At 62.7% G+C, this 24,740-nt stretch carries 19 protein-coding genes; 7 read left to right on the top strand and 12 right to left on the bottom strand.

Translation table 11 applies throughout. From position 1 onward, the window contains the following. Positions 1-189: 189 nt before the first annotated feature. Both GH665_RS29635 and GH665_RS29630 read right to left on the bottom strand, forming a co-directional pair. Positions 190-393, bottom strand: a complete 204-nt coding sequence (locus tag GH665_RS29635) for a hypothetical protein (protein WP_106354674.1) — start codon at positions 391-393, stop codon at positions 190-192. Positions 394-424: 31 nt separating this feature from the next. Continuing rightward, positions 425-664: a hypothetical protein gene (locus GH665_RS29630; protein ID WP_153140748.1), complete on the bottom strand. Its 240-nt coding sequence runs from the start codon at positions 662-664 to the stop codon at positions 425-427. A gap of 201 nt (positions 665-865) precedes the next feature. On the opposite strand from GH665_RS29630, the gene GH665_RS39495 reads away from it, so the two are divergent. After that, positions 866-991, top strand: a complete 126-nt coding sequence (locus tag GH665_RS39495; RefSeq protein ID WP_281357354.1) for a hypothetical protein — start codon at positions 866-868, stop codon at positions 989-991. 37 nt (positions 992-1,028) lie between these two features. Here GH665_RS39495 and GH665_RS29625 read toward each other — a convergent pair whose 3' ends face one another. The 4 genes from GH665_RS29625 to GH665_RS29610 all read right to left on the bottom strand — a co-directional run bounded on the left by GH665_RS29625 (position 1,029) and on the right by GH665_RS29610 (position 5,012). After that, on the bottom strand, positions 1,029-1,733 hold the full coding sequence (locus tag GH665_RS29625; protein ID WP_153140747.1) for an HAD family hydrolase: 705 nt from the start codon (positions 1,731-1,733) through the stop codon (positions 1,029-1,031). A gap of 15 nt (positions 1,734-1,748) precedes the next feature. After that, positions 1,749-2,786 (bottom strand): phosphogluconate dehydrogenase (NAD(+)-dependent, decarboxylating), encoded by a 1,038-nt coding sequence (gnd, locus tag GH665_RS29620; RefSeq protein ID WP_153140746.1) that lies wholly within the window; start codon positions 2,784-2,786, stop codon positions 1,749-1,751. Between the two features lie 408 nt (positions 2,787-3,194). Then, complete coding sequence (locus tag GH665_RS29615; RefSeq protein WP_153140745.1) at positions 3,195-4,514, bottom strand: sugar efflux transporter; 1,320 nt, start codon at positions 4,512-4,514, stop codon at positions 3,195-3,197. A 180-nt stretch (positions 4,515-4,694) separates the two neighbouring features. Continuing rightward, positions 4,695-5,012: a DUF2628 domain-containing protein gene (locus GH665_RS29610; RefSeq protein ID WP_153140744.1), complete on the bottom strand. Its 318-nt coding sequence runs from the start codon at positions 5,010-5,012 to the stop codon at positions 4,695-4,697. A gap of 220 nt (positions 5,013-5,232) precedes the next feature. On the opposite strand from GH665_RS29610, the gene GH665_RS29605 reads away from it, so the two are divergent. The 4 genes from GH665_RS29605 (at position 5,233) to GH665_RS29590 (ending at position 7,555) form a co-directional block, all read left to right on the top strand. Beyond that, positions 5,233-5,649, top strand: a complete 417-nt coding sequence (locus GH665_RS29605) for a MarR family winged helix-turn-helix transcriptional regulator (protein WP_153140743.1) — start codon at positions 5,233-5,235, stop codon at positions 5,647-5,649. 69 nt (positions 5,650-5,718) lie between these two features. Continuing rightward, complete coding sequence (locus GH665_RS29600; protein WP_153140742.1) at positions 5,719-6,006, top strand: hypothetical protein; 288 nt, start codon at positions 5,719-5,721, stop codon at positions 6,004-6,006. A gap of 139 nt (positions 6,007-6,145) precedes the next feature. After that, positions 6,146-6,466 carry a thioredoxin family protein gene (locus tag GH665_RS29595; RefSeq protein WP_153140741.1) on the top strand — a complete coding sequence of 107 codons (321 nt, stop codon included), beginning with the start codon at positions 6,146-6,148 and terminating at the stop codon, positions 6,464-6,466. A 69-nt stretch (positions 6,467-6,535) separates the two neighbouring features. Next, positions 6,536-7,555 (top strand): class I fructose-bisphosphate aldolase, encoded by a 1,020-nt coding sequence (locus GH665_RS29590; protein ID WP_153140740.1) that lies wholly within the window; start codon positions 6,536-6,538, stop codon positions 7,553-7,555. Positions 7,556-7,584: 29 nt separating this feature from the next. On the opposite strand, the gene GH665_RS29585 is transcribed toward GH665_RS29590, so the two are convergent. The 4 genes from GH665_RS29585 to GH665_RS29570 form a co-directional block, all read right to left on the bottom strand. Beyond that, the gene (locus GH665_RS29585; protein ID WP_246216410.1) at positions 7,585-11,931 is read right to left on the bottom strand and encodes a CheR family methyltransferase; all 4,347 of its coding nucleotides are present in this window, start codon (positions 11,929-11,931) and stop codon (positions 7,585-7,587) included. Between the two features lie 31 nt (positions 11,932-11,962). Beyond that, complete coding sequence (locus tag GH665_RS29580; RefSeq protein WP_153140739.1) at positions 11,963-14,131, bottom strand: hybrid sensor histidine kinase/response regulator; 2,169 nt, start codon at positions 14,129-14,131, stop codon at positions 11,963-11,965. A 173-nt stretch (positions 14,132-14,304) separates the two neighbouring features. After that, entirely contained in the window at positions 14,305-16,521 is a 2,217-nt protein-coding gene (gene glgX / locus GH665_RS29575) for a glycogen debranching protein GlgX (protein WP_153140738.1), read from the bottom strand. 102 nt (positions 16,522-16,623) lie between these two features. Continuing rightward, on the bottom strand, positions 16,624-17,082 hold the full coding sequence (locus GH665_RS29570; RefSeq protein WP_174771793.1) for a response regulator: 459 nt from the start codon (positions 17,080-17,082) through the stop codon (positions 16,624-16,626). A gap of 493 nt (positions 17,083-17,575) precedes the next feature. On the opposite strand from GH665_RS29570, the gene GH665_RS29565 reads away from it, so the two are divergent. Beyond that, on the top strand, positions 17,576-19,897 hold the full coding sequence (locus GH665_RS29565) for a hybrid sensor histidine kinase/response regulator (RefSeq protein WP_153140736.1): 2,322 nt from the start codon (positions 17,576-17,578) through the stop codon (positions 19,895-19,897). 51 nt (positions 19,898-19,948) lie between these two features. Then, positions 19,949-21,055 carry a cell division protein ZapE gene (gene zapE, locus GH665_RS29560; RefSeq protein WP_153140735.1) on the top strand — a complete coding sequence of 369 codons (1,107 nt, stop codon included), beginning with the start codon at positions 19,949-19,951 and terminating at the stop codon, positions 21,053-21,055. 37 nt (positions 21,056-21,092) lie between these two features. Here zapE and tkt read toward each other — a convergent pair whose 3' ends face one another. Beyond that, positions 21,093-23,177, bottom strand: coding sequence for a transketolase (tkt, locus tag GH665_RS29555; RefSeq protein ID WP_153140734.1), 2,085 nt, complete (start codon positions 23,175-23,177; stop codon positions 21,093-21,095). Between the two features lie 203 nt (positions 23,178-23,380). Continuing rightward, positions 23,381-24,739, bottom strand: a complete 1,359-nt coding sequence (locus GH665_RS29550) for a c-type cytochrome (protein ID WP_153140733.1) — start codon at positions 24,737-24,739, stop codon at positions 23,381-23,383. Position 24,740: the final 1 nt, after the last annotated feature.

The following is a 24,740-nucleotide window of genomic DNA, read 5'->3' as shown; positions in this document are numbered from 1 at the left end:
GGGGTGTGACAGGAAGCGCGCGTCATGGTTCGACGCGATTGTCCAACGTCTGATCTTGCGACGGATGTGCGTCGCTTTCGTGTATGCGCGGTGTATGCGTGGACAGGAAGCATGGTGAGTGGAACGGCCGATCCGATTGCCGGCCCGAACACCGGCTGGCGCCGGTTCGCTGGTATCCAGCCAGACGCTTTACGCCTGCTCTTTCTCTTTGCGTTGAGGTGGCTGGTAGCGCCATTTGCTGGCATTGGGATCGTTGCGTGCGTCGTCGCGTTCGCGTTGTTCGGCGCGCGCTTCGTCGGCCCGGCCGAGTTCGGTGCGCCGGTCGCGTACGGCGCCTGGCGAATCGGCTTGACGCAACGGCGACGGTGAACGCCGCTGAGAAGGTAGTGACATACAGCCTCCCTTTTCGAGGATGTGGGGCGAATCAGTGTTTTTTTCCTGTCCAGCGGCGGTCCGGGCGGTGCAGGAGACGAAGCTCACGCAGGTACAGTGAAGCGCCGAACATCAACGCCATGCCACCCACGATGCCCAGGATTGCCGATACCATGATTTCCCCCTGGCGGGCCCGCCCGCCGCACAGCGTTTGATCGCCGGCGACGTGAAGATGGGCACCCGGTTGAGCGCGCGGCTGATTCTGAACCAGCCTGACAAAAATGCACGCCAAGCAAGGATCATGCGCTCAATTGGCCGCCGTGTCTGTAAGCCATTGTGCAGCCTTGCCGTTGGCGTGCCAGAGACTGTGGCTCTTGCGCTAGACTTTAAGCGCACATTAAGTGAAGGCGCTTAAGCTTCGGGTGCTAAATGCGCTACGGCGGATCGCATCTGGCGCGTCCTGTACTGCTCGCCCCTCATCTAAACGGTCACCATGTCGACAACCAGCCGCTTCAAAACGCCCCTGATTCTTGTTCTCTCGCTCGTGCTGCTGTGCGCCGGCGTTGCCGTCCTGGTCGGCGTGTTCGGCTTGCTGGTTAAACTGTTCGGCCTTGGCTAGCACGCCACCGGCTGGACCGGCCCTAACGGGAGACAACCTAAGCGCCCCCTGCCGTCCCTGCGCCCAGCAGCATATCGACGTCGATATCGGCCAGTTCCCCAATCCTCTCGATCGTCACGTCCGCGGGAGGATTGCTGGAGATCTCTTTGGGATCGAAAGCGTAATGCCCCTGGCGAGGAAAAACCGTGGTCAGCCGCTCGCCCCAGGCCTTCTTCATGGCCGTCAGGATCCTTAGCTTGTCATCCACCATCACATACTGCCGGGCCGGATAACATTCCATCACCTGATCGAGCATCTGCTCCTTATGGATGTAGATCAAAACCCGGCCCTCGACCTCGTCCCATAAGCCCGAGCGGGCAATCTTGCGCGGCTGGAACACCACGTCGCCGTCGGACAGAATCACCGACGGGCCGTATCTGGACACATGTTTGATCGTATCCAGCGCCCCCGGATACAGCCGGTTCGCAAACGGATAATCGATCAGGAACGACGACATCAGCAGCAGACGCGTGTCCCGCGGATGCTCCAGCCGGTAGCGCTGCAACGCCCCAAGGTAATCGGCGTAGCCCAGCTCCGCGCGCAAGCCTTCGAAAATTTCCCAGTAGCGCGCGCTATTCTGTTCGCCGAACTCCCGCACCATATGCGCGCGCAAATCCGCCAGCACATGATCGTTGTCCAGCAAGGTGTTATCGCAGTCGAACAGGAACACGACATCGTGAGACGTGGCGTTAGCGGTTTCCATAACGGCTCCCGTGAATTAGCTCTTGTGCCCGTCGACCGGCGTGGCCGCTTTTTCAACGTGACCGCCGAAGTCGTGCCGCATGGCCGATAACACCCGGTTCGCAAAGTCCGCGTCGCCCCGCGAGCTGAAACGCGCGAATAACGCGGCGCTCAGCACCGGTGTCGGCACGCCTTCGTCGATTGCCGCCGCGACGGTCCAGCGCCCTTCGCCCGAATCCGATACGCGTCCCGCATAGCTTTGCAGATCGGCGTCGCCGACCAGCGATCCCGCTATCAGGTCCAGCAGCCACGAACCGATCACGCTGCCGCGCCGCCAGACCTCGGTGACCTCGGCGAGATTCAGTTCATATTGGTAAAGCTCGGGGCGGCGCAGTGGCGACGTTTCGGCATCGGCTTCGCGCGCGTGTTTGCCGGCGTCGGCGTGGCGCAGAATGTTCAGGCCTTCGGCATACGCGGCCATCATGCCGTATTCGATGCCGTTGTGAACCATCTTCACAAAGTGCCCCGCGCCCTGTGGACCGCAATGCAGGAAGCCCTGATCCGCGGTGCTGGCGCCGGCTGTGCGGCCCGGCGTGGCGGGCGCCGCGCCCGCACCCGGCGCGAGTGTCGAGAAAACCGGCTCGAGCCGCTTCACGACCTCGGCCTCCCCGCCGATCATCAGACAGTAGCCGCGCTCACGTCCCGCCACGCCGCCGCTGGTGCCGACGTCGACATAGTGAAGCTGACGCTTCGCCAGATCGGCGCCGCGGCGAATGTCGTCGTGGTAATAGGAGTTGCCGCCGTCGATCACGATGTCGCCGGGTTCGAGCAAGGGCACGAGGTTATCGAGCGTCTTGTCGACCACCGCGGCGGGCACCATCAGCCACACCGCGCGCGGTTTTTGCAATTGCGCGACCAGATCTTCAAGCGACGTTGCCCCGGCGATGCCCTCCTGCTTCAGCTTGTCCACCGCGGCCGGTTGTACGTCGTAAGCGATGCATTGCTGACCGCCCTTCGTCAGGCGGCGCACCATGTCCGCGCCCATGCGTCCCAATCCAATCATGCCTAGCTGCATATCTCGCTCCGGAAAATGTCTCGTTGCGCGTTCCGATCTGGTTCGGCGTGCCGGGGTCTTACCGCACGTTTCGTGCACGGTAAGCGACTTTCCTAACTGTAGTTGCGTTTTACGTGATCCGACGGACACACGGTAGCAGCCCAGGATCGTCCGTGCAGTGAATCGGGCCCCGCATGCGTCAAACGACGATACGCTTCTTTGCAGAGGTTTTGCGCAGCCTAAAGTTCCGGAGTTCCGGACGTGGGTCGGTAAGACGCCGTCGTCGCGAGACAGGCTTCGATTTTGCCAACTATCCTCTTACACTTTCATTGGGCGCTAAAGCGGGATAGTGTCGCGACCGCCCTGGCGGCATTGGAATAGTCTGAGCGACGCGACGCGCGCGCGGATGCTGGCGTACAGCCTGGAGCCTTAACGCCGCCGTTCCTGAATCTTCCGGTACTGTGTGCGCGCAAAGCGCTGCACCGCGCGCCACATCTGCGGATAGCGCTCACCCGGCACGGCGAACAGCACCAGCGCGCACAGCGCCAGCAAACCGCAGAACAGGAACGTGCCGCGATAGCTGAACGCCTCCACCAGCAAACCGGACAACACGCCGGATAGAATCGAGCCGACCCGCGCCGCATTGAAGAACAATGCGGTCGCGCGGCCGGGCGACTGCGGCATCAGGTCCTGCACATAGGTCATGCCGAGGCACGAGGTGACCGCGACCACGAAGGCGTTGAGTATCTGCATCGGAATCAGCACATGGACGCTGCCCGCCAGCGACATCGCGACGAAATACACCGCGTGCACCGCCGCGCAGGCGGCCAGCCAGTTGGGCTTGTGCAGCGTTGACGACTTCGCCCCGAGCGCGAGCATCATCGGAATCTCCGTCAAGGCGCCGAGGCCAAGCATGACCGACACGTCCAGATGCGTGCCGCTTAAGCCATGCACGATGTAAAGCGGCAGCACGATCATGGTGGCGTTCGCGGCGAGCCCGAGCAAGGTCAGCGCGGCCACGGCCCGGCGAATGTCGTTCGCCGAAGCAACACCCGGCAGGTCCTCGTGCGCATCTTCACCGGGCGCGGTCAGCGGTGGGACCGTAATCGAGGCCGACGGCTCGGAAGCCGTGTCTTCCACCGTGTGATCGCCCAGATGGCCTTGCGGCTCCCGCATGCGCCAGACGATGCTCGCGCAGGCCGCGAAACTCGCCGCCGCGAACAGGAAGAGCCCATAGAAGCCGGCGCCGGCCAGCACCAGTGCCCCCACCGACGGGCCGAACACCCACGCCGCCGACAGGATGGTCCGCAAGGTGGCGCTGGCGAAGGCGCGCTCCGCGGCACTCGATACCGGCAACGCCGCGCGGCTAAACGAAAACACCAGCGACATGGCCGAGCCGCCCGCGCCGATAAAAACAATGCCGACCATCAACAACAGCCGGTAGTCACGCACCACGCATAAGCACAGATAGCCCAGTGTGGTCGCCACCAGTGCTGCCAGCAGCAATGGCCGGTGCCGTCCGCTCGCATCGCTCCAGCGGCCGGCGAAGGTGCTGGCGAGCACCCCGCTGGCGGCAATCAGCGTCATGAAGAGGCCGAGCTTGAGCGGCGTCATGCCGGCGCGTTCAACGCCGAATAGCGACAGATAAGGAGCGGTGAACGACATCGCCACACCGAGCATGAGGGTGGCGGCGGCCAGTGGCTTGAAGCCTGGGATGTGCAGCAGGTCGAAAAAGCGGGAGGTTTTCAACGCAAGTGGCGGTGGGTCAGGGAAAACAGGTTCGCGGCGCACAACGCAAACCGCAGGCTTCGTGGCCGGAACAACCGGGGCATTATCGGCTTAGCTTGCGGGAACGTAAACCTGCGCGCCTCACATCCCACATTCGGGCGGAAAAAAATCGCGGCGGAAAAGCTGACGCCACAGGCGCAGCTACTTGCCCTCGCCCGTTTGCTGCATGACCACGTAGCCGCGTTTTTCGAGCGTCCAGCGGTGCCACTGGTTGCCGTAGACGCCACAGGCAACGCCGAACAGCACAGACAGCACCAGTCCGATCGTGCCAATCGTGTCGCCCCACAAACCACTAAGAAACAGGATCGTGCTGACCCCCAGCATGACGAACGTGGCAAACCACATTCTTTTCGACATGGCCCAGACGAAGCCCAGCAGCAACGCGCCCCAACTGAAGCCCGTGGCAACCGAGACGACGTCGTCCTGCCCGGGGCGCTGAAGATAGATCCTTTCTGCCATGTCCTTTCCTGAATGCGATGATGCAGCTAGAGCGAATCATGACGTTTAACATGTCAGGCTGGCAAGCGTATGCGCTTGTGTGAAATCTTCGGGACGGCGCAGCCGGAGGCCGCCCGCAGGCCGCCCTTAAAGTAGCTCAACACAACGCAACTGCTGCCGCCCGATTCGCGCCGTTAAATTTTAGTTGCCTTGCTAACCATCTTGCGTTTCAATAGCAGCCATGTTCGATCACTGCCTTTACTTCAATTCGTCCGCCTTGTCGCGGCTTGTCGAGCGCGAATGGGGCGCCGTGTACGCCGGCTTCGGGTTGACGCCGCCGCAGGGTTTCGTGCTGCGCGTGGTGCTTGCCACGCCCGGTTGTCTGAGCAGCCAGGTGGCCGATCTGCTGGGCATTGCGCGCCCTACCGCGACGCGGCTGGTCGACAACCTGAGCGACAAGGGGCTGGTGGAGCGCCGCCAGGGTGAAACCGATGGCCGCGAATGGCGGGTGTATGCCACCCGCGCGGGTAAGGCGCTTGAGCGGCCCATCAACGAGGCCAGCGCGCAAATTGCGAAGAATCTGCGCGCCAAGGTGGGCCCGGAGTTGTTCGAAGCGGCCGTTACGTCCATGCATAACGTGCGTAAAGCACTCGGATGAAGCGCCTGGATAAGGCGTTTTTTTTAATCAAATAGTTGTCTTGCTAACCATATGCCGGGAGAGAATCGAATGAACCATCTGGCGAGTCAGCGCAGCGCGGCAGCCCGTAAGGTTAGGGCAAGCGTGTCAGGCGTCACGCAAGTCCAGGCGAACTGGATATTCGGCGCGGCGATCGGGTTGTCGCTTTGCATCCTGCTGGGTATTGCGATTGCCTGCGCGCCCGCAGCGGTGCGCAGCAACAATGAGCGCTGCTTGCAAGCGCTCGCGAACGAGCAGCATGTCAGTGTCGAAGATTTTTTTCAGAACCCCGCCAAACAGGATGCTTTGGCTCTCGCGGCCGAGCAATGCGCGCGATGACAGGTTTGCGTTCCATTGCGTTGCCCTCGCCACTGACGATCCCGGCCATAGCTGATACTCTTTCCCTAATCCACCCGCGGCAGCGCCGGGCGCAAGCGCAAACCGCTGTCCGCGAAGGGAAAAAAGTATCGGAGCATTTATGGCAAGCCCAATCCCCTATTCTTCCCACGCCCCCTCTCGAGCCGAGATCGACGCCCTGCCGGGCGCCACGGTTATAGAATTCGGCACGAACTGGTGTGGTTTCTGCCAGGGCGCGCAAGCGTCGATCGTCAAAGCCTTCGAGCCCCATGCCGGCATCCGGCATCTCAAGGTCGAAGACGGCCCGGGCCGCCCGCTTGGCCGCTCCTTCAAGGTCAAGCTCTGGCCCACGCTGGTCTTCATGCGCGATGGCGCCGAGGTCGCACGTATCGTGCGCCCGACCAGCGCCACGGATATCGCCGGGGCTTTCGCTTCGCTTTGATGCAGGATTTCGTCCGCAACCCGGATTAAAGGAATCACACCAAGGAAGCACACCAAGGGAGCACACCTCATGGACACCCGTAGCGAGCTGCAAGCCACCGTCAATGCAATGGTCCAACCCGGCAAAGGTCTTCTCGCCGCCGACGAAAGCGGCCCGACCATCGCTAAACGCTTCAAGACCATCGGCCTCGAATCCAGCGAGGAAAACCGCCGCGCCTACCGCAACCTGCTGCTCACCACGCCGGGGCTCGGCGCCTTCGTGAGCGGCGTGATCCTTTACGAAGAAACACTCGGGCAGAAAGCGGACGACGGTACGCCGTTTGCGCAACTTGCCGCCAGCAATGGCATCGTGCCCGGCATCAAGGTGGACCTCGGCAAGATTCCGCTCGCACTCGCGCCCGGTGACGAAATCACCGAAGGCCTCGACGGTCTCGCGAGGCGCTTCGCCGACTACAAGCGGCAAGGCGCGCGCTTCGCAAAATGGCGCGCGGTCTACAACATCACGGCGAGCCTGCCGAGCCGCCTTGCCATTGAAGCCAATGCCGACTCCCTCGCGCGCTACGCGGCGATCTCGCAGGAAGCGGGCATTGTGCCGATCGTGGAACCGGAAGTGCTGATGGACGGCGACCACACGATCGGGCGCAGCGCGGAAGTGACCGAGGCCGTCCTGCACGAAGTCTTTAACGCGCTGCACCGGCACCACGTCGTGCTCGAACATATTCTGCTGAAGCCCAGCATGGTGCTGGCGGGCGCCGAACATGCGCAGCAATCATCGGTTGCGGATATCGCCGCGCATACCGTGCGGGTACTCAAGCGTACGGTGCCGTCGGCGGTGCCTGGGATCGTGTTCCTGTCCGGCGGCCAAACGCCGGAAGAGGCAACCGCCAATCTCGATGCGATGAATCGCCTCGGGCCGCTGCCGTGGAATCTGAGCTTCTCGTATGGCCGGGCGTTGCAGGAACCGCCGCTGCAAGCCTGGCGAGGCCAGCCGGGCAACGTCAAGGAAGCGCAGGCCGCCTTGCTCAAGCGCGCCCGTCTGAACAGCGCGGCGGCGCTCGGCAAATACGACGCAGCGCAGGAAAAGGGCTAGGCTCTACGTCTCCAGGTCTCTACGGCTTCTCAACGATTCGTGGTGGTGGCGCGCGCAATCTTGTCGAGCAGCGCCTGCAGCGAAACCGGTTTGCCGAGGTGGCCGTCGTAGCCGGCGCGGATCGCCCGCGTGGCGTCCTGCGGCCGGCCGAAGCCCGTTAGCGCGAGCGCCGGCACCGAGGCGGTGGCCGGCAGTTTGCGCAGCGCCGCGATCAGTTCATAGCCGTCCATGCCGGGCATGCCGATATCCGAGAGGATCAGATCGAACTGCTGGTGGGCGGCAACGGCCAGCGCGTCGGCGCCATTGGTCTGGGGCCAGACTTGCGCGCCTTCGAGTTCGAGCAGGCTTTGGAACGCCTGCAGACTTTCGACGGCATCGTCGATCAACAGAATCCGCATGCCTTTGAGCAAGCTGACGTCGCCGGGCATTTCGCGGGTTTCGGGCTGCGCCGCCGTACTGTCGGCCGGCAGCCAGACGCGAAACCGCGCGCCCTTGCCCAGGCCGGCGGATTCCGCCTGCACATGGCCGCCATGCATTTCGGCCAGTTGCTTGACGAGCGCGAGCCCGATTCCCAACCCACCGCTATGGCGCCGATGTGCGCCCTCGGCCTGGCTGAACATATCGAACACATTCGGCAGAAAGCTTGCTTCGATACCGCGCCCGGTATCCTGCACCTCGATACAGGCATGGCCGCCTTCACGCGAGAGGGTCAGGCTCACCTGCCCGCCTTGCGGCGTGAACTTCACCGCGTTGCTCACGAGGTTCCACAGAATCTGCTCGAAGCGCACCGGATCGGCGTCGATAAAGAACGGTTCGGCCACGCCGTGCACCGTCACCTTCACGTGATGCGCCAGCGCATCGGCCTCGATCGCGCTGCCCACCAGCGCCGTGATCGCCGCGACGTCCACGCGCGAGCGTTCCAGCGCCAGTTTGCCGGTCCGCACGCGCGACAGATCGAGCAGATCGTCGATGATCTTGGCGAGGCTGATCACCGAACGGCGAATCGCATCGGCCGCGTCGCGTACCACAGGCAGCCCCTGTGTCGACGGTGCGCGGTCCAGCAGGTCCGCTTTCACGTGGATCAGGTTCAGCGGGTTCTTCAGTTCGTGCGACAGCACCGCGAGGAATTCGTCCTTCAGACGGCTGGCCGCTTCCACCTTCTGGCGCATCGAGCGTTCAAGAGAAATCTTGCGCTGCTCGAGTGCCTCGGTGCCTTTACGCTGCGTCAGATCGCGCACGATCTTCGCAAAACCGCTGAAACTATCCGATGAAACCGGCGTGATCACGCCGCTGCAATAAAGCCGCGCGCCGCTTTTGTGAACGTACCAGCGCTCGTCTTCGACACGGCCGTCGCTGCGTGCGCGCTGCCGCTCCGTCAGGGGTTCGTTCGCTTCGCGCTCCTCCGGCAGATAGAGCCGGTCGAGCAACTGGCCGCCCATCTCGCTCTCGCTGTAGCCGAAGATCCGCTCCGCGCCCTTGTTCCACGTGACCACCCGGCCATCCAGATCCTGCACGATGATCGCGAAGTCGTTGGTGCTTTGCGCGGCCAGATGCAAGCGCGCTTCACCCTGGCGCACCAGTTGCTCGGCACGCCGCAATGCCGTGATATCGACAATGGTCAGCACCGCGCCGTGGATATGATCGTCGGTGGTGCGGTACGGCGCGAGCCGCGTCAGGAAATGGCGGCCGCCGACGCCGCGAATCTCACGCTCGATCAGTTGCAGCGACTCGAAGACAGCGGCCGTGTCGTCGGCCATTTGCGGGTAGTCGAGCCGGTGGGTAATGTCATGCAGCGGGCGGCCCACGTCGGAGGGAATCACGTTGAACAGTTCGGTCGCGGCGGGCGTATAGCGCTTGATGCGCATTTCGCGATCGACGAACACCGTCGCGATGCCGGTCGAGGCGATCACGTTCTGCAGATCGTCTTTGGCCTTGCCGGTTTCCTCGATCTTGTCCTGCAACTCGGCGTTGACGGTAAACAGCTCCTCATTCAACGACTGCAGTTCTTCCTTGCTGGTCTCGAGCTCTTCGGTGGCCGCGCGTAGTTCCTCGTTAATCGCCTGCAATTCTTCGTTCGACGCTTTCAGCTCTTCGGTCGAAGCCTCCGACTGCTCGACCGTCGAGCGCAACTCCTGCTTTGTGCGATGCAGTTCGTCTTCGAGGTGGCCCAGCAGCGAATCCTGCGCGGCAGGGCCGGCCGGCTCAATGACCGGTACAGCCGTACCGGCTGCACGCTCTTCGAACAACACCAGCGCGAATTCCGGTGCATCTTCGGCACGCCGGTACGGGCGCACGATAATTCGCACCTGCGCCTCGGGCGTGAATTCGATCGGCGCGGTCACGACCTCGCTGTTACTGCGCATTGCCTGGAAGAGCACGCCGCGCAGTTGCAGACGCAAAGCCGGGTTCACCAGCATGATCAGGTTGTACGACGGTTCGCCGCGCACGAAGCGCAGGAAGCGGCCGGCGTGCTCGGACATATGCAGGATGTTTGCATCCGTATCGACCACGACACTCGGCGGCGCATAGAGTTCGAGAATGCGCTGATGCAAGGCCGAAAACGGCAAGCTCTGCGGCAGCGGCGGCGTGGGCCCGGCACTCGCGGTGGCGGTCGTGCCGCCGCTTTGCACGACCGGCATGCTGATCGGCGGGCGCACCGTGCTGGTCACCACGTTGGCCCGGTAGATGCGATTCTTCTTGTCGACCGGCGTGAACAGATCGCCCGCAGCCTCCGCGGATTCCGAACTGCCGAGCAGCAGATAGCCGCCAGGTTGCAACGCGAAGTGAAACATTTGCAGCACCTGGCTCTGCACGCTGCGGTCGAGGTAGATCAGCAGATTGCGGCACGACACCAGGTCGACACGCGAAAACGGCGGATCGCGCAGCACGTTGTGCACGGCGAACAGCACCTTTTCGCGGATGTCCTTGGTAACACGAAAATGCGCGCGTTCGGGCGTGAAGAAGTGGCGCAGGCGCTGCGCGGAAACGTCCGCGGTAATCGACTCGGGATAGATGCCCGCACGCGCGAAAGCAATCGCACGTTCATCGATGTCGGTCGCAAACAACTGGACCGGTATGCCTTCTGGCCGCTCAGGATGATCGGCGAGCAGCATGGCCAGCGAATAGGCTTCTTCTCCGGTCGCGCAGCCGGCGATCCAGACTCGCACCGGATCGTCCTGGGATTTCTTCTGGAACAGTTTCGGCACGATTTCGTGCTCGACCGCCTCGAACGTTTCACGATCGCGAAAGAAATTGGTTACGCCAATCAGCATGTCCTTGAGCAACGCCGGGGTTTCTTCGGGATGCGTGAGGACGTAGTCCTGGTAAGTCTGCAGATCGGCAATACCGTTGACCTGCAAACGGCGTTCGATACGCCGCAGGATCGTGGCGCGCTTGTAGTGACGGAAATCGTGGCCGGTGCGCGCGCGCAAGGTGGCGAGCACGCCGAGCAAAGCCCGCTCGGCAGTGGACACGGGATCGGGCCGCGCGGCCGGCGTTTCGGGTTCGTCTTCCGCGGGCGGCAAGCGGATCGCGCGGGCGTTGTCGGCCAGTTCACGAAGTTTGCGCGGCATCTGCGCGGCCGGCAGCGCGAGGTCGACCATGCCGGTGGCGATCGCGTTCTGCGGCATTTCGGGGTATTCGGCGTCCGCCGGGTCTTGCGCGATAGTCAGGCCACCCCGCTCCTTGATGCGGCCGATGCCGGTCGCGCCGTCCGCGCCGGTGCCCGACAGCACGATGGCAATCGCGCGTTCGCGGTGCGCATCGGCGAGGCTGCGGAAAAACAGGTCGATGGCAATCGGGCGGGCGCGCGGCCGGTCGGCTTCGATGGGTGTCAGATGACCGTCGTCGAGCGACAGATCCTTCGACGGTGAAATGACATAGACGTGGTTTTTTTCGACCTGGACACGGTGCTGCACCTGCAGCACCGGCATGCCGGTAGCGTGTTGCAGAACCTGGTCGGCACTGCTGGCATGGTCGGGCGAGAGATGCAGCACGACCACGAATGCCATACCCATATCGGGCGCAGCATTCTCGAAGAAACGCAGAAGTGCCTGCACACCGCCCGCGGACGCACCGATGCCAACCACTGGAAAATCCAGCGAACTGGCCTCCGGGGTACGCCTGCGCACCGCGGAGGTGTCCGCGCTGTCGGTGTTCGTTGCTGCGTTGTCAGTTTGCGTGTCCGTTTGCGCGATTGACTGCGTGTTCGCTGGAGACGCCCCTGTTTCACTACCCGCCATACCCATCCCTTGTGCGCCACGCCGCGTGCCGGCGCCCGCGCAGTTTTGCAGCGTCAGGCCCTCGCTGCTTTTTACCGGCTGCTTCCCGGCTTTTTCCCGGCTTCCTCCGGCATTGTCGCGTGTGTTGCGCCGCATTGCAAAGACCGGTACCCGGGCGGGCCCAGCCTTACGGTTCGCAAACCACCAGGGCGTGCAGTTCGTCGATATTGAAGGGTTTGGCGAGTATCGCCACGCCGAGGCGGCGTGCCCGCTCGAGTTCGTCCGCGTAGCCCGTCATCAGCGCGATCTTCTGCGCGGGCCACGCGCTGCGTACCTTCTCAGCAAGATCGATGCCGTTGAGCCTGCCTGGCATCTGGATGTCGGACAGCACGAGCTCGAATGTCGCGCCGCCGCTCAGCAGATCGAGCGCCTGATCGGCGGTCGGTTCGTGGTGCACTTCGCAGCCAAACGTCTCCAGCACGGCGGCTACGCCGGCCGCCACGTCTTCGTTGTCTTCTACCAGCAGCACCACGCCTTTTGACGCAAGGGCAGGCTGCTGCGCCGTTTCCACCTCCGGCACCAGGGCTTTTTGCCGCTCGCGATGACGCGGCAAGTAAAGTCTGACCGTCGTGCCGCGGCCCTGCACGCTGTCGATTTTGGCCGTGCCGCCGGCCTGTTCGCACATGGCGAGAACCTGGGCGAGCCCGAGACCGGTACCCGAGCCGCGCAGCTTGGTAGTAAAGAGCGGCTCGAACGCGCGACGGGCAACCGTTTCGGGCATGCCCTCGCCGTCGTCGGAACAGGTGATCAGTACATATTCGCCGTCCGGCAGCAAGGTGTCGCTGCCCACCAGGCGGTTATTCTGGCAACGGATCACGAAGCGCCCGCCGCGTGGCATCGCATCGCGGGCGTTGACCGCCAGATTCATGATCGCGAATTCGAGGTCGGTCGGATCGGCCAGCACCGGCCAGATGTTGTCGACCATGTTCAAAGCAAATTCGATGTTGTCGCCGAGCGATGCATCGATCAGCGGAGCGGCGTTCGGCAGCCATGTGGCAAGGTCGACCGGCTGCTGTTTGAGCGGCTGCTTCTTCGCCACGCTCAGGAGCTGCCGTGTCAGCGATTCCGCCGTGGCGGTGGCGCGCTCGATGGCTTGTACCTCTTTTTCGAGGTTGTCGTAACGTTTCAAACGCGCAAGCTCGGTGTTGGCCGACACCACCATCAGCAGATTGTTGAAGTCATGCGCGACATTGGCGACCAGATTGCCGAGCGCGCCCATCCGCTGTAATTGCCGGGTCGATGCCTCCGCGGAAAGACGCATGGCCACTTCCCCTTGCCAGCGCTCCCACGCACGGCGCTCGTCGGCGAGCTGGCGTAACGAGAAAAACACCAGCAGCCAGATCGCGAGGCAAGGCAAGGCCGTGATCCCCGCGACCACCATGAAGTGCTGGCGCCATGCGTCGGCGATCGCGGCGGTCGCATAAGCGCTCATCACATAGAGCGGATAGTCGCCGACCCGGCGAAAAGCCAGCAGCCGTTCGACGCCGTCGACCGAGGACGTCAGACGAATGTGGCCGAACAGCTGCTTGTCGCGCAACGCCGCGCTAAACGCGCTGTGCGGGGTCGGCTTGGCGCCCTTGGGCCACGGGGGATAGCGCACCAGCAGACTGGCGTCCTGGCGGTATAGCCCCAACGAGAGCGACGGATCGCCATTCGTCAGATCGCGATAGAAGCGCGAAAAGTACTCGGTGCGCAGCGCCACGGACACCACGCCGAGGAATTGCCCGTTCTCGCCCGAACGGCCAATCGAGGTATTGAACACATTGGTCTGCGACAGCGGCCCGAACATAGGCTGGGAAAAGTACGGCTGCGGCCGTATCGCCTTGGCGGTAGTGAAGTCGTCGCGTTGACTCGTCGACATGACAGGCGCCGGATAAGCGCGGCTCGACACCAGCAGATCGCCGTTCGCACCAAGCAGGTAAATCGACGCGACCTGCGGAAAGTCGCCGCCGATTTGCCGCAAACGGTCGTGCAAGCCGGCTTCCTGCCCACGAATTCGCGCGTCGTCGTCATTGCCTAGCAGATCGACAATACGCGAAGCCACCTGCTGGTTGAGGTCCATCACTTTGACGGCCTGCTCCTCGGCCACGCGCGCGAGCCGGTCGATCATGTCGTTCGAGTCGGCAATCCGGCGCTGGTAGTCGAAATAGCCATAACCCGCGAGACAGGTCAGCGGGAACACAATCGACACGGCGAGCACGATCAGCAGCACGCGCCGCGTCGCCGCGAAATTACGCGACGGCATGGGGAAGTCGATTGCGGCACGCTCCGCACGTTGCACGGTCACGATCTCCATGAAAGATGAGTGGTCGGGTGGCAGCGCACAACGCCCCCACGTTGTTCGTGCGCTATTTCCTTTCCCCGGAATTTACCGCACTTCCGCCGTTCTCCATAGGGTGCCCGGCCGTGAAAACGTTACACGTGCCGCGGCAGGGATTACAACCGGCTCACGCGAAGGCCACGCCTCGCTCACGTGCCGGCGGGGTGTTCGCCTTCGTCACTGGTCAATTGTTCTTCCAGGCGATCGAACACGCGCTGCGTTGCGCGGCTCGGCGCGTCGAGTGCGAACAGCAGCAGGGACCGGGCGGTTACCTGATAGGCATCGCCCGCGCTGAATTGAGGCAACTCCGGGCGCACCGGCATGTTCGTATCCAGCAGACAGGTCCACTGATCGCCCTCGGGAATATCCGGCAGCGTGAAATTGACCACGTCGTGATGGGCATTGAGCACCAGCAGCAAGGTCGCATCGGACGCGGGACGCCTGATGCCGCTCGCCTGCGCGCGCCCGTCGATCACCAGGCCGAAGCAGCGCATTGCCGGATCGTCCCACTGTTCCTGCGAAAGATCGGTACCGTCGGGCGAAAGCCAGCGCGCGTCGGTCACTTCAAGCGCCTCGTTGAATTCGCCGCTGAGAAAGCGTCCGCGACGCAATACCGGCAGACGGTGACGCAGCGTGGTCAGATTCTTGACGAACTCGGTCAGCGCGCGGCCGTCGTCGTCGATGCTTTCCCAGTCGACCCAACTGATCTCGTTGTCCTGGCAATACGCATTGTTATTGCCCTTTTGCGTGCGGCCGAACTCGTCACCCGCAAGAATCATCGGCGTGCCTTGCGAGAGCAGCAGCGTAGCCAGCAGATTGCGCTTCTGACGCTCGCGCTGCTGGCGGATTTCCGGATCGTCGGTCGGGCCTTCGGCACCCATGTTCCATGACTTGTTGTCCGAGTGGCCGTCCTGGTTGTCCTCGCCGTTGGCCTCGTTGTGTTTGTCGTTGTACGAGACCAGATCGTTGAGCGTGAAACCGTCGTGCGCGCTGATGAAGTTGACGCTTGCCCACGGGCGCCTCCCGCGATGATTGAACTTGTCGCCGGAGCCGGTCAGGCGTGTCGCGAGATCGGCCACCTTGCCTTCGTCGCCCTTCCAGTACTCGCGCACCGTGTCGCGGAAACGGTCGTTCCATTCGGCCCAGCCCGGCGGAAAACCGCCCACCTGATAGCCGCCGGGACCGCAGTCCCATGGTTCGGCAACCAGCCGCACGCTCGAGAGCACCGGGTCTTGGCGGCAACTGTCGAGAAAGCCGCCGCCTTCGTCGAAACCGTGCGTTTCACGGCCGAGAATCGTGGCAAGGTCGAAACGGAAACCATCCACCTTCATCTCGGTCACCCAGTAGCGCAAGCTGTCGGTAACCATTTGCAGCACGCGTGGATGAGACAGATTGAGCGTATTGCCCGTGCCGGTGTCGTTAATGTAGTAGCGCGGCTCGTCAGGCATCAGGCGATAGTAAGACGCGTTGTCGATGCCTTTGAACGAAATCGTCGGGCCGCGCTCGTTGCCTTCGGCGGTGTGGTTGTAGACCACGTCGAGAACGACTTCGAGGTTCGCGCTGTGAAAGCGGTCCACCATTTCCTTGAATTCGCCGACCGGGTCGGTAGACGACGCGAAATAGCGCGGATCGGCCGCGAAGAAGCCGATCGTGTTGTAGCCCCAGTAGTTGGTAAGCCCCTGGTCGAGCAGGTAGCTGTCGTTGACGAAGGTCTGAACCGGCAGCAATTCGACCGAGGTGACGCCGAGCCCCTTGATGTAATCGAGCACGACCTGCTGGCCGAGTCCGGCGAAGGTGCCGCGTAAATTTTCCGGTACGCCGGGATGACGTTTGGTAAAACCGCGCACATGGGTCTCGTAGAAGATCGCACGCTCCCAGGGCAGCGCATTGCGTTCCGGATGACTCCACGAAAAATTGGCGTCCACCACCTTGCACTTCGGCACGAAGGGGGCACTGTCCCGCTCGTCGAATGACAGGTCGCCCTCTTCCGAATCCAGCGTATAGCCGAAGATTTCCGGCGCCCACCTGAGCTCGCCGATATGCGCTTTGGCGTAGGGATCGAGTAAGAGTTTGTTCGGATTGAAGCGATGTCCGTTTTCCGGCTCGTAAGGACCGTGGACCCGATAACCGTACACCGCACCCGGTTTCAGACCCGGCACGAACACGTGCCAGACCTCGTCGGTGTACTCCGGCAGTTCGATGCGTTCGATTTCCGTCTCGCCGGTTTCGTCGAACAGACAGAGTTCGACCCGGGTTGCGTGCGCTGAAAACAGCGCGAAGTTGACGCCGCTTCCGTTCCACGTCGCGCCGAGCGGGAACGGTGTGCCTTCCGCGATGCGCGTCGAGTAGCTGGCCTGGGATGACATAGGGATTCCTGTGGAAGCTGAGAAGGCCGCACATGTGTTTGGCATGCGCAAGCTTGCTGCTCCAGCAAATTCCGGACCCAGACGCCGCGTTTGGCGTAAATATTACGGTGGTCCGAGCGCAGGCATCGCGGCAGCCGATTCGAGCACGCGCAAGAGACGCTCCGGCGTCAGGGGTTTGGCACAATGCGCGTCGAAACCCGCTGCTTTGGCTCGCGCCCGGTCTGCGCGCGAAGAAAAAGCCGTACAGGCCACCAGCAGCATGTCCGAAGTCAACGGATCGGCGCGCAGGCGGCGCGCCAGTTCGAAGCCGTCGAGACCCGGCATCTTGATGTCGAGCAGAACCGCGAACGGCTGCCATTCACAGGCCGCCTCGCAAACGGCAAACGGGTCTTCAAGCGCGCGGCACTCGAAACCGTCGGCAGTCAGGAGCATTTGCAGCGCTTCAGCCGCTTCCCGGTAATCGTCGACCACGAGCACGCGACGGTTTGAAGCCATCGCATACGGGATGGGCCGCCAAACCACAACGTCATCGTTCTCGTCCATTCTGTTGTCGAACGTCACCTCATTCTCCCTGGTCTGCGCTACCACTTCCTGTTTCGTCAACATAGCTCACCGGGCGCGCTGCCGCTTCCTGATTTATGCTGTCTTGACTCGCCCCGATACATCGTGCGCAAGCGCGGGTTGTTGTGTGGAAATATCGATGAAACGCACTTCCGCCGTGCATATCGTGCTGATTACGTGCATTGCGCATAACTTTGCATTCACTTCGACATCATTATCCCGCTATATACGGACGGATATAGTCCCCCGCGGGTTGGGGAAAACACTCAAACTTCGGTAACATTCCCTATTCGCGCTGGGCCCTGGGGTATTTACCGCGGTATTTATCGCTTACCCTGGCCCACTGGCAGGTCACAGGATTCGATCATGAGCTTCAGCAAATACAACAACATAAAGATTTGCGCTAGCGGCAAGCGAACCATGGTGCCGCCGCATGGCGCTTGCTGCAATCCGTGCATGCCCCGCAACGTCGAGCCGCTGAGCCCATAAGACGATGCAGAGCGCGTACCGGCCGCTGCCCTCCTCCGATGCCCTGTTCGAGCATGCCGCCTGCGGCCTGCTCGTGACCACCCCCGATGGCTGGATCCTGCGTGTCAACACCACCTTCTGCACATGGCTCGGCTATAGCGCGGCGGAACTCGCCGAGGCGAAGTCTATTCAGGATCTGCTGACTACCGACGGCAAGGTGTTCTACCGGACGCACTGGTCGCCCCTGCTGCACAAACAAGGCTCGGTGGCCGAGGTCAAACTGGACATGATGCATCGGGACGGCCACGTCGTGCCGATGCTGCTTAACGCAGTGAGCCGCCGTCATGGCGAAGGCAGCTACGTCGAAGTGGCGGCGCTGATCGTCGCGGATCGTCATAAGTACGAGCAGGAACTGCTGCTTGCGCGCCGCAACGCGGAAGCTTCCCTCGCCGGGCATCAGCTCGCGCAGAAAGCTTTGCAGGAAAGCCGTGACGTGCTGAGTCTCGCCATGCGCGGGGCGCGCATGGGTGCGTGGTCGCATGAGCCGGAATCGGGCAAATTCTGGTGGAGCCGCGAACTGGAAGCGCTCGCGGGCTATGCCGAAGGACGTTTTGCAAAAATGCCCGGGGGCTTTTTCGAACTGATTCACCCCGGCGACCTGATCGCGCTCAAAGAGGCGGTCGACCTTGCCGTGGCAAGCGGCGATGATTACGTCGCCGAATTCCGCTTCCTGCACGCCAGCGGCGACTGGTGCTGGATGGAAGGCCGCGGCCGCGCCACCTACGACCAGCACGGTGAGCCGCTGACGATCTACGGTCTCGGCATCGACATCACCGGGCGCAAGGATGCGCAGACCGTGCTGTTGCGTCAGGCGGCCATTTTCGAGCATCTGAGCGACGCGATCGTCATCACCGATCTGCGTGGCAACATCACCGATTTCAACGCCGGCGGCGAGCGCATGCTGGGTTACCGGAGGCGTGAAATTCTCGGCAAGCCAATTGCAATGTTCAATCTGCCGGAAGACGCATTGCGCATTCGCCGGGAAGCGCTCACCGCCCTCGCCGCCGAGGGTACGTGGCGCAGCGAACTGGTTTTCGTACGGCGCGACGGCACTCACGGCGTCTGCGAAACGGTCGTCAAACCGCTGGCGAACGCACGCGGCGACATCTATGGCGCGGTTAGCGTAAGCCGCGACATCACCGGGCACAGACGTGCCGAACAGCAACTGCAGCGTCTGAACCTGGAACTCTCAAAGGCGGACCGCCGCAAGGACGAATTTCTCGCCACGCTCGCACATGAGTTGCGCAACCCGCTCGCGCCGATGCGCAATGTGCTTGAAATCCTGCGTCTGAAAGATTTTGCCGACCCACAGCTAAGCTGGTCGCGCGACGTGTTCGAGCGGCAATTGCAACACATGACGCATCTGGTCGACGACCTGCTGGAAGTGTCGCGCATCACGCAGGGCAAGCTCGAATTGCGCAAGCAGCGGCTCGAACTCGCCCGCGCGATGCAGGCCGCCATGGAAGCGGCGCGGCCCACCGTGCAGGCCTCGGCGCACCATCTGAGCGTGACGCTGCCGCGCGAGGCGCTCTACCTCGACGCCGATCCCACACGCCTGTCGCAGATGATCCTGAACCTGTTGAACAATGCCGCCAAGTACACGCCGTCAGGCGGCGACATTTCGCTCGCCGCATCGCGTGAAGGCGATGAAGCGGTGATCGTGGTGCGCGATTCAGGTATCGGTATTCCGCGCGAGCATCTGAACAGCGTGTTCGAAATGTTCTCGCAACTCGCCCCTGCGCTGGACCGCTCGCAAGGCGGCCTCGGCATCGGTCTCGCGCTGGTGCGCGGCCTCGCCGAACTGCACGGCGGCACCGTGGCCGCATTCAGCAACGGTCCGGGCAGCGGCAGCGAGTTCGTGATCCGTCTGCCCTTATCGAAAGCGATCCCGCAGCCTTCCGATAGCGCACCGTTCGATGTGCCGCGCTCGCAGGGCTTGCGCGTGGTGATCGTCGACGACAATGCGGACGCCGCCGATAGTCTCGCCATGGTGCTCGAACTCGAAGGCCACGAGGTTCGCACAGCCAGTGACGGTATCGCCGGGCTGCAACTGATCGGCGAATTCGCACCGCATGCGGTGATTCTCGACATCGGCTTGCCGCGTCTGAACGGCTATGAAGTGGCGCGCCGCGTTCGCAGCGATTATCACGATGCCGGCATGCTGCTGATCGCCGTCACCGGTTGGGGCCAGCAGCAGGACAAGCAGACCGCCGAAGCGGCCGGATTCGACCACCATTTCACCAAGCCGGTCGATCCACGCGAATTGCAGCGGGTATTGAGGCGCTGACCCGGTGACGGACAAAAAGCGCACAAGAACAACAGACAGAAACTTCAACCCATGCTCGATGAAACCCAGATAATCAGTGCCCTCGCCGCGTGCCAGATCGTTCCCGATGCAACGCAGCGCGATGCCATTGCGGCGCTCGTCACGTTGCTCGGCGCGAATGGTAACGGGCACCGCCTGAAAGCCAACTTCGCGCGCGCGCATCAAGGCGTGTATTGCCATGGGCTGCCTGGCCGGGGCAAAAGCCTGGTGGTCGATACGGTGTTCGAGTTGGCGAACTGCCGCAAACGGCGCGTGCACTTTCACGAGTTTCTACGCGAGATGAACCGGCGTCTGGTGAACGAGCCGCGCGGCGACGATCGGCTGGGCTCGGTCTCGAGACAATGGCTCGACGGCGTGGAATTGCTGTGCTTCGACGAATTTCATGTGCACGATATCGCCGATGCATTCCTGATGGGCCGCTTTCTCGATACCGCGATCGGCCAGGGCACGCGCATCGTGCTGACTTCGAACTACGCACCGGACACGCTGTTGTCCGACCCGGAGTTTCACGAGCGCTTCCTGCCGACAATCGAACAGATCAAACGCTGCTTCACCGTGATTCACTTCGACGGTGCGCGCGATTACCGTTTCGGCGCTGAAGAAGCGGCACGTCCGCATTTTTTTGCACCGCTCGACCCGGCGACGCGCGACGCGCTACTGGATATTTTTGTGCGCTATGAAGGCAACGAGACGCTGGAGTCAACCACCGTCAGCGCGGCAGGGCGGCCGCTCGTTGCACGTGCCGCGGGCGCGGCCTTGCTATGGGCGGACTTCGAGAGTCTGTGCGTGGCGAGCCGCTCGCACCTCGATTATCTGGATCTCGCCGAGCAATGGCATGGCCTGATTCTCGACCACGTGCACACCGAATGGCTTGCCAAAGCCCATACGCTGCAACGGTTCATCTGGCTCGTCGACATCTTCTACGACCGCAAATGCGCGCTGTTCATCGCCTCCGATCAGCCGATCGAGGCCGCGCTCAGCGGGCTGGAAGGCGCGCACGATCTGTCGAGAACACTCAGCAGACTCGCCGAAATGCAATCGCATGGCTATCGCAACACTCTCGACGGTACAGCCGGCCGTGTGGAGATTGGAGCAACAGCGGTGCAGACGCTCGCCTAGCCGTACTAGCCGCGCGAACGCCTGCAAACAGGCCCTGCTACTGCTTGCCGCTCTTGCCTTTCACCCGCGCAATCTGCTGTTTCGCCGCGTCGTACACGCGCTCGGGCGTGAAGCCGAACTTCTTCTTCAGGTCGGCCAGCGGTGCGGACGCGCCGAACGTATGCATCACCACCTGCGCGCCGAGCCGCCCGACATAACGATCCCAACCGAGCGTTGCCGCCTGCTCGACGGCCACGCGCGCGTCCACATCGGACGGCAGCACGGCCTCCTGGTACGCCTCGTCCTGACGCTCGAAAAGATCCCACGACGGCATCGACACTACTCGCGCGGCAATCCCTTCGCTTTTCAGCTTCTCGTAAACGTCGACGCAGAGCGACAACTCGCTGCCCGTGGCGAGCAGAATCACTTCGGGCTTCTGCCCACCAGGCGCATCGGCAAGCACATAAGCGCCCTTCTGCACGCCGGTGGCCGGCGCATAGCGCGTGCGGTCCAGCGTCGGCAACGCCTGGCGCGACACGACAATGCACGACGGGCGCCGTGGATGCGACATGGCTACGCGCCACGCCTCGGCAACTTCGTTCGCGTCGCCCGGGCGCAATACGGTCAACCCCGGCACCCCACGCAGCGACGCCAGTTGCTCGATCGGCTGATGGGTCGGGCCATCCTCGCCGACGCCGATCGAATCGTGCGTAAACACATAGATGGACGGCACCTCCATGATCGCGGACAGGCGAATCGGCGGCTTCATGTAGTCGCTGAAAATCAGGAAGGTCGAACCGAACGGCCGCAAATTCGACAACGCGAGACCATTCACCGCCGCGCCCATGCCGTGTTCGCGAATCCCGAAGTGCAGATTGCAGCCGCCATAGTTGTCGTGCTCGAAGCTACCCGCGCCTTCGAATTTCAGATTGGTCTTGGTGGACGGCGCGAGATCGGCCGCACCGCCGATCATCCACGGCACGCGCGCGGCAATCGCATTGAGCACCTTGCCGGATGAATCGCGTGACGCGACGCCCTTTGGATCCGCATCGAAGGTGGGGATATCGCTGTCCCAGCCCGCGGGCAATTCATGCGCTTCCATTTGCGCGAACTGGCGCGCCAGGTCCGGATATTTCGTGTTGTATGCGTCGAGCTTCGTCTGCCATTCTGCGCGCGCCGCCTTGCCGCGCGCACCGATACCCTGCGCGAAGCGTTCATGCACGCCGTCCGGCACGTAGAAGAACTTGTCCTCCGGCCAGCCATAGAATTTCTTGGTCAGCGCTACTTCTTCGACGCCGAGCGCTTCGCCGTGCGCAGCGGAAGTGTCCTGCTTGTGCGGCGCGCCCCAGCCGATAATGCTGTGAACCACGATCAGCGTCGGCCGGTCCGTAATGCTTTTCGCTTCGACAAACGCAGCCTCCAGCGCCGCGGCGTCGTTCGCGTCGTTCACGCGCAGCGTGTGCCAGTTGTAACCGCGAAAGCGGCTTTCCACGTCGTCGCTATACGCAAGATCCGTGTGGCCTTCAATCGTCACGCGATTGCTGTCGTAGATCCAGATCAGATTCGACAGTTGCAGATGTCCGGCGAGCGAGGCCGCTTCGTGCGAGATGCCTTCCATCATGTCGCCGTCGCCGCATAGTGCATAGACGCGGTAATCGAACAGCGGCACGTCCGGCTTGTTGAAGTGGCTTTCGTACCAGCGTGCCGCCATTGCCATGCCGACGCTGTTGCCGAGCCCCTGACCGAGCGGACCAGTCGTCGTTTCCACACCGGTGGTCAAACGGTACTCCGGGTGGCCCGGTGTGTTGCTGTCGAGCTGGCGGAAATGTTCTATGTCGTCGAGCGAGACGGCGGGCGAACCGGTCAGCTTACCGTGCTCATCCACGGCCTTTACGCCGGCCAGATGCAGCAGCGAGTACAACAGCATCGAGGCATGCCCCACCGAGAGCACGAAACGATCCCGGTTCGGCCATAGCGGCTCGTCCGGATCATAGCGAAGGTGGTTTTGCCACAGATGATAGGCGACTGGCGCCAGTGCCATCGGCGTGCCGGGGTGACCGGAATTAGCCTTTTGCACTGCGTCCATCGACAGCGTGCGAATCGTGTTGATGCACAACTGATCGAGGGCGGGATCGTTTTGCATAGGGACACTCCTTGTTCGGCGGTTGGGAACTCTTCGCCGGGACGGCGTGCATCGGCCGTGCCCGGCGAACCGTGTTCGCGCGGAAGAACGTGGAAAGGACGCTTGAGGACCGCAAGGCCTATCGATGATGCGCCGATGCGCACAAAACTGCACGGCGCGTTACATCGAATGCCCTGTTGTACCGATGATTGGCGGCAGCCCTTTCATTCGGCTTGCGGTTTTAATGATGACCCAGCGGCCTCGTACGCATGCCCCGGTTGACCGACCCAACGCAGCTTCGCGACGTCCTTATCGGTCACCCGCGTGGCCGCCGGATTGCCGAACTGCGTCGTCACATAGTTGGTCAACGCGGCGACTTGCGCGTCATTCAACTGTGTGGCGAAGGCCGGCATGCCGACGTCGTTGGCGGCCGTTTTGCGCTGCACGCCGTGCAGGATCACCTGGACGAGGTTGCCCGGATTGGACGCACCCACCGTCGAGTTGTGCAGCAGCGGCGGATAGTAGCCATCCGGCGTGCCCTTGCCTTGCGCCTGGTGGCAGGTTGCGCAATTGCCGAGGTATAACCGTGCCGGGTCGAGCGTGCCGTCGCTCAATGCAACGCCGCGCAAACGCGTAACGTCGGTCGACGGCTTGCCCCACGTGCCGCGAGCTTGTGAACTGCCGCCCTCCACGGCGGGCACCGTGTGGACGTAAGTGGCGATTGCATCGATGTCCGCGTCGCTCATCTTCGAGAAACTATGCTCGACGGCCTCGCCCATCGGGCCGGCCGCTTGCGCGAGACCCGGCACGCTGCCGGTTTGCAGATACTGCACGAGTTGCGCGTGGCTCCAGCCGCCAATGCCACTATTGACCGACGAGGTGATGTTGTAGCCCTCCCAACCCGCCAGCACCGAACCGCCGAGGAAACCGCTGCCGGTTTCATCCAGCGCCTTCTCCTGCATCGCGAAGCCGCGCGGCGTGTGACACGTGCTGCAATGCGCGAGGCCCTGCACGAGATACGCGCCGCGATTCCAGGCGACGCTCTGATTCGGCTTCGCTTCATACGCGCCGTTTTTCAGGAACACCCAGTTCCATACGGTCAGCGGCCAGCGCATATTGAGCGGCCACGGAATGTCGCTCGCGTGCGTGGCCTCGTTCACCGGTGCCACGCCGTAACGGAAGTACGCATACAAGGCCTTCACGTCGTCGTCGCTCACCTTCGCGTAAGAGACGTACGGCATCGCCGGATACAGATTGTGGCCGTCCTTCGAGACGCCCTTGCGCAGCGCGCGATCGAAGTCCGCAAGCGTCCACGCGCCGATACCCGTTTGCGGGTCCGGCGTGATGTTGCTCGAATAGATCGTACCGAGCATCGGCACTTTCAACGGCAGGCCGCCGGCAAAGGGCTTGCCTTTGGCGGTGCTATGGCAGGCCATGCAATCGCCCACGGTGGCGAGGTACTCGCCGCGTTTGATCAACGCGGTGTCGTTGCCGCTCACCGGACTCGCGGAATCATCGGCCTGCGCCAATGCGGGCCAGGTCAACGCACCGGCCAGCAGCCAGAAAAAGGTCTTTTTCAGCACG

This window comes from Paraburkholderia agricolaris, from assembly GCF_009455635.1.
GTDB lineage: Bacteria > Pseudomonadota > Gammaproteobacteria > Burkholderiales > Burkholderiaceae > Paraburkholderia > Paraburkholderia agricolaris.
This window is presented reverse-complemented; position numbering and strand designations above follow the sequence as displayed.

What these genes read in the sequence shown, in the direction of transcription:
- tkt (WP_153140734.1), bottom strand. Translation starts at nt 23,177, where the DNA reads ATGCAAAACGATCCCGCCCTCGATCAGTTGTGCATCAACACGATTCGC.
- GH665_RS29565 (WP_153140736.1), top strand. Translation starts at nt 17,576, where the DNA reads ATGCAGAGCGCGTACCGGCCGCTGCCCTCCTCCGATGCCCTGTTCGAG.
- gnd (WP_153140746.1), bottom strand. Translation starts at nt 2,786, where the DNA reads ATGCAGCTAGGCATGATTGGATTGGGACGCATGGGCGCGGACATGGTG.
- GH665_RS29635 (WP_106354674.1), bottom strand. Translation starts at nt 393, where the DNA reads ATGTCACTACCTTCTCAGCGGCGTTCACCGTCGCCGTTGCGTCAAGCC.
- GH665_RS39495 (WP_281357354.1), top strand. Translation starts at nt 866, where the DNA reads ATGTCGACAACCAGCCGCTTCAAAACGCCCCTGATTCTTGTTCTCTCG.
- GH665_RS29590 (WP_153140740.1), top strand. Translation starts at nt 6,536, where the DNA reads ATGGACACCCGTAGCGAGCTGCAAGCCACCGTCAATGCAATGGTCCAA.
- GH665_RS29610 (WP_153140744.1), bottom strand. Translation starts at nt 5,012, where the DNA reads ATGGCAGAAAGGATCTATCTTCAGCGCCCCGGGCAGGACGACGTCGTC.
- glgX (WP_153140738.1), bottom strand. Translation starts at nt 16,521, where the DNA reads ATGTCATCCCAGGCCAGCTACTCGACGCGCATCGCGGAAGGCACACCG.
- zapE (WP_153140735.1), top strand. Translation starts at nt 19,949, where the DNA reads ATGCTCGATGAAACCCAGATAATCAGTGCCCTCGCCGCGTGCCAGATC.
- GH665_RS29605 (WP_153140743.1), top strand. Translation starts at nt 5,233, where the DNA reads ATGTTCGATCACTGCCTTTACTTCAATTCGTCCGCCTTGTCGCGGCTT.
- GH665_RS29625 (WP_153140747.1), bottom strand. Translation starts at nt 1,733, where the DNA reads ATGGAAACCGCTAACGCCACGTCTCACGATGTCGTGTTCCTGTTCGAC.
- GH665_RS29585 (WP_246216410.1), bottom strand. Translation starts at nt 11,931, where the DNA reads ATGCGGCGCAACACACGCGACAATGCCGGAGGAAGCCGGGAAAAAGCC.
- GH665_RS29600 (WP_153140742.1), top strand. Translation starts at nt 5,719, where the DNA reads ATGAACCATCTGGCGAGTCAGCGCAGCGCGGCAGCCCGTAAGGTTAGG.
- GH665_RS29595 (WP_153140741.1), top strand. Translation starts at nt 6,146, where the DNA reads ATGGCAAGCCCAATCCCCTATTCTTCCCACGCCCCCTCTCGAGCCGAG.
- GH665_RS29580 (WP_153140739.1), bottom strand. Translation starts at nt 14,131, where the DNA reads ATGGAGATCGTGACCGTGCAACGTGCGGAGCGTGCCGCAATCGACTTC.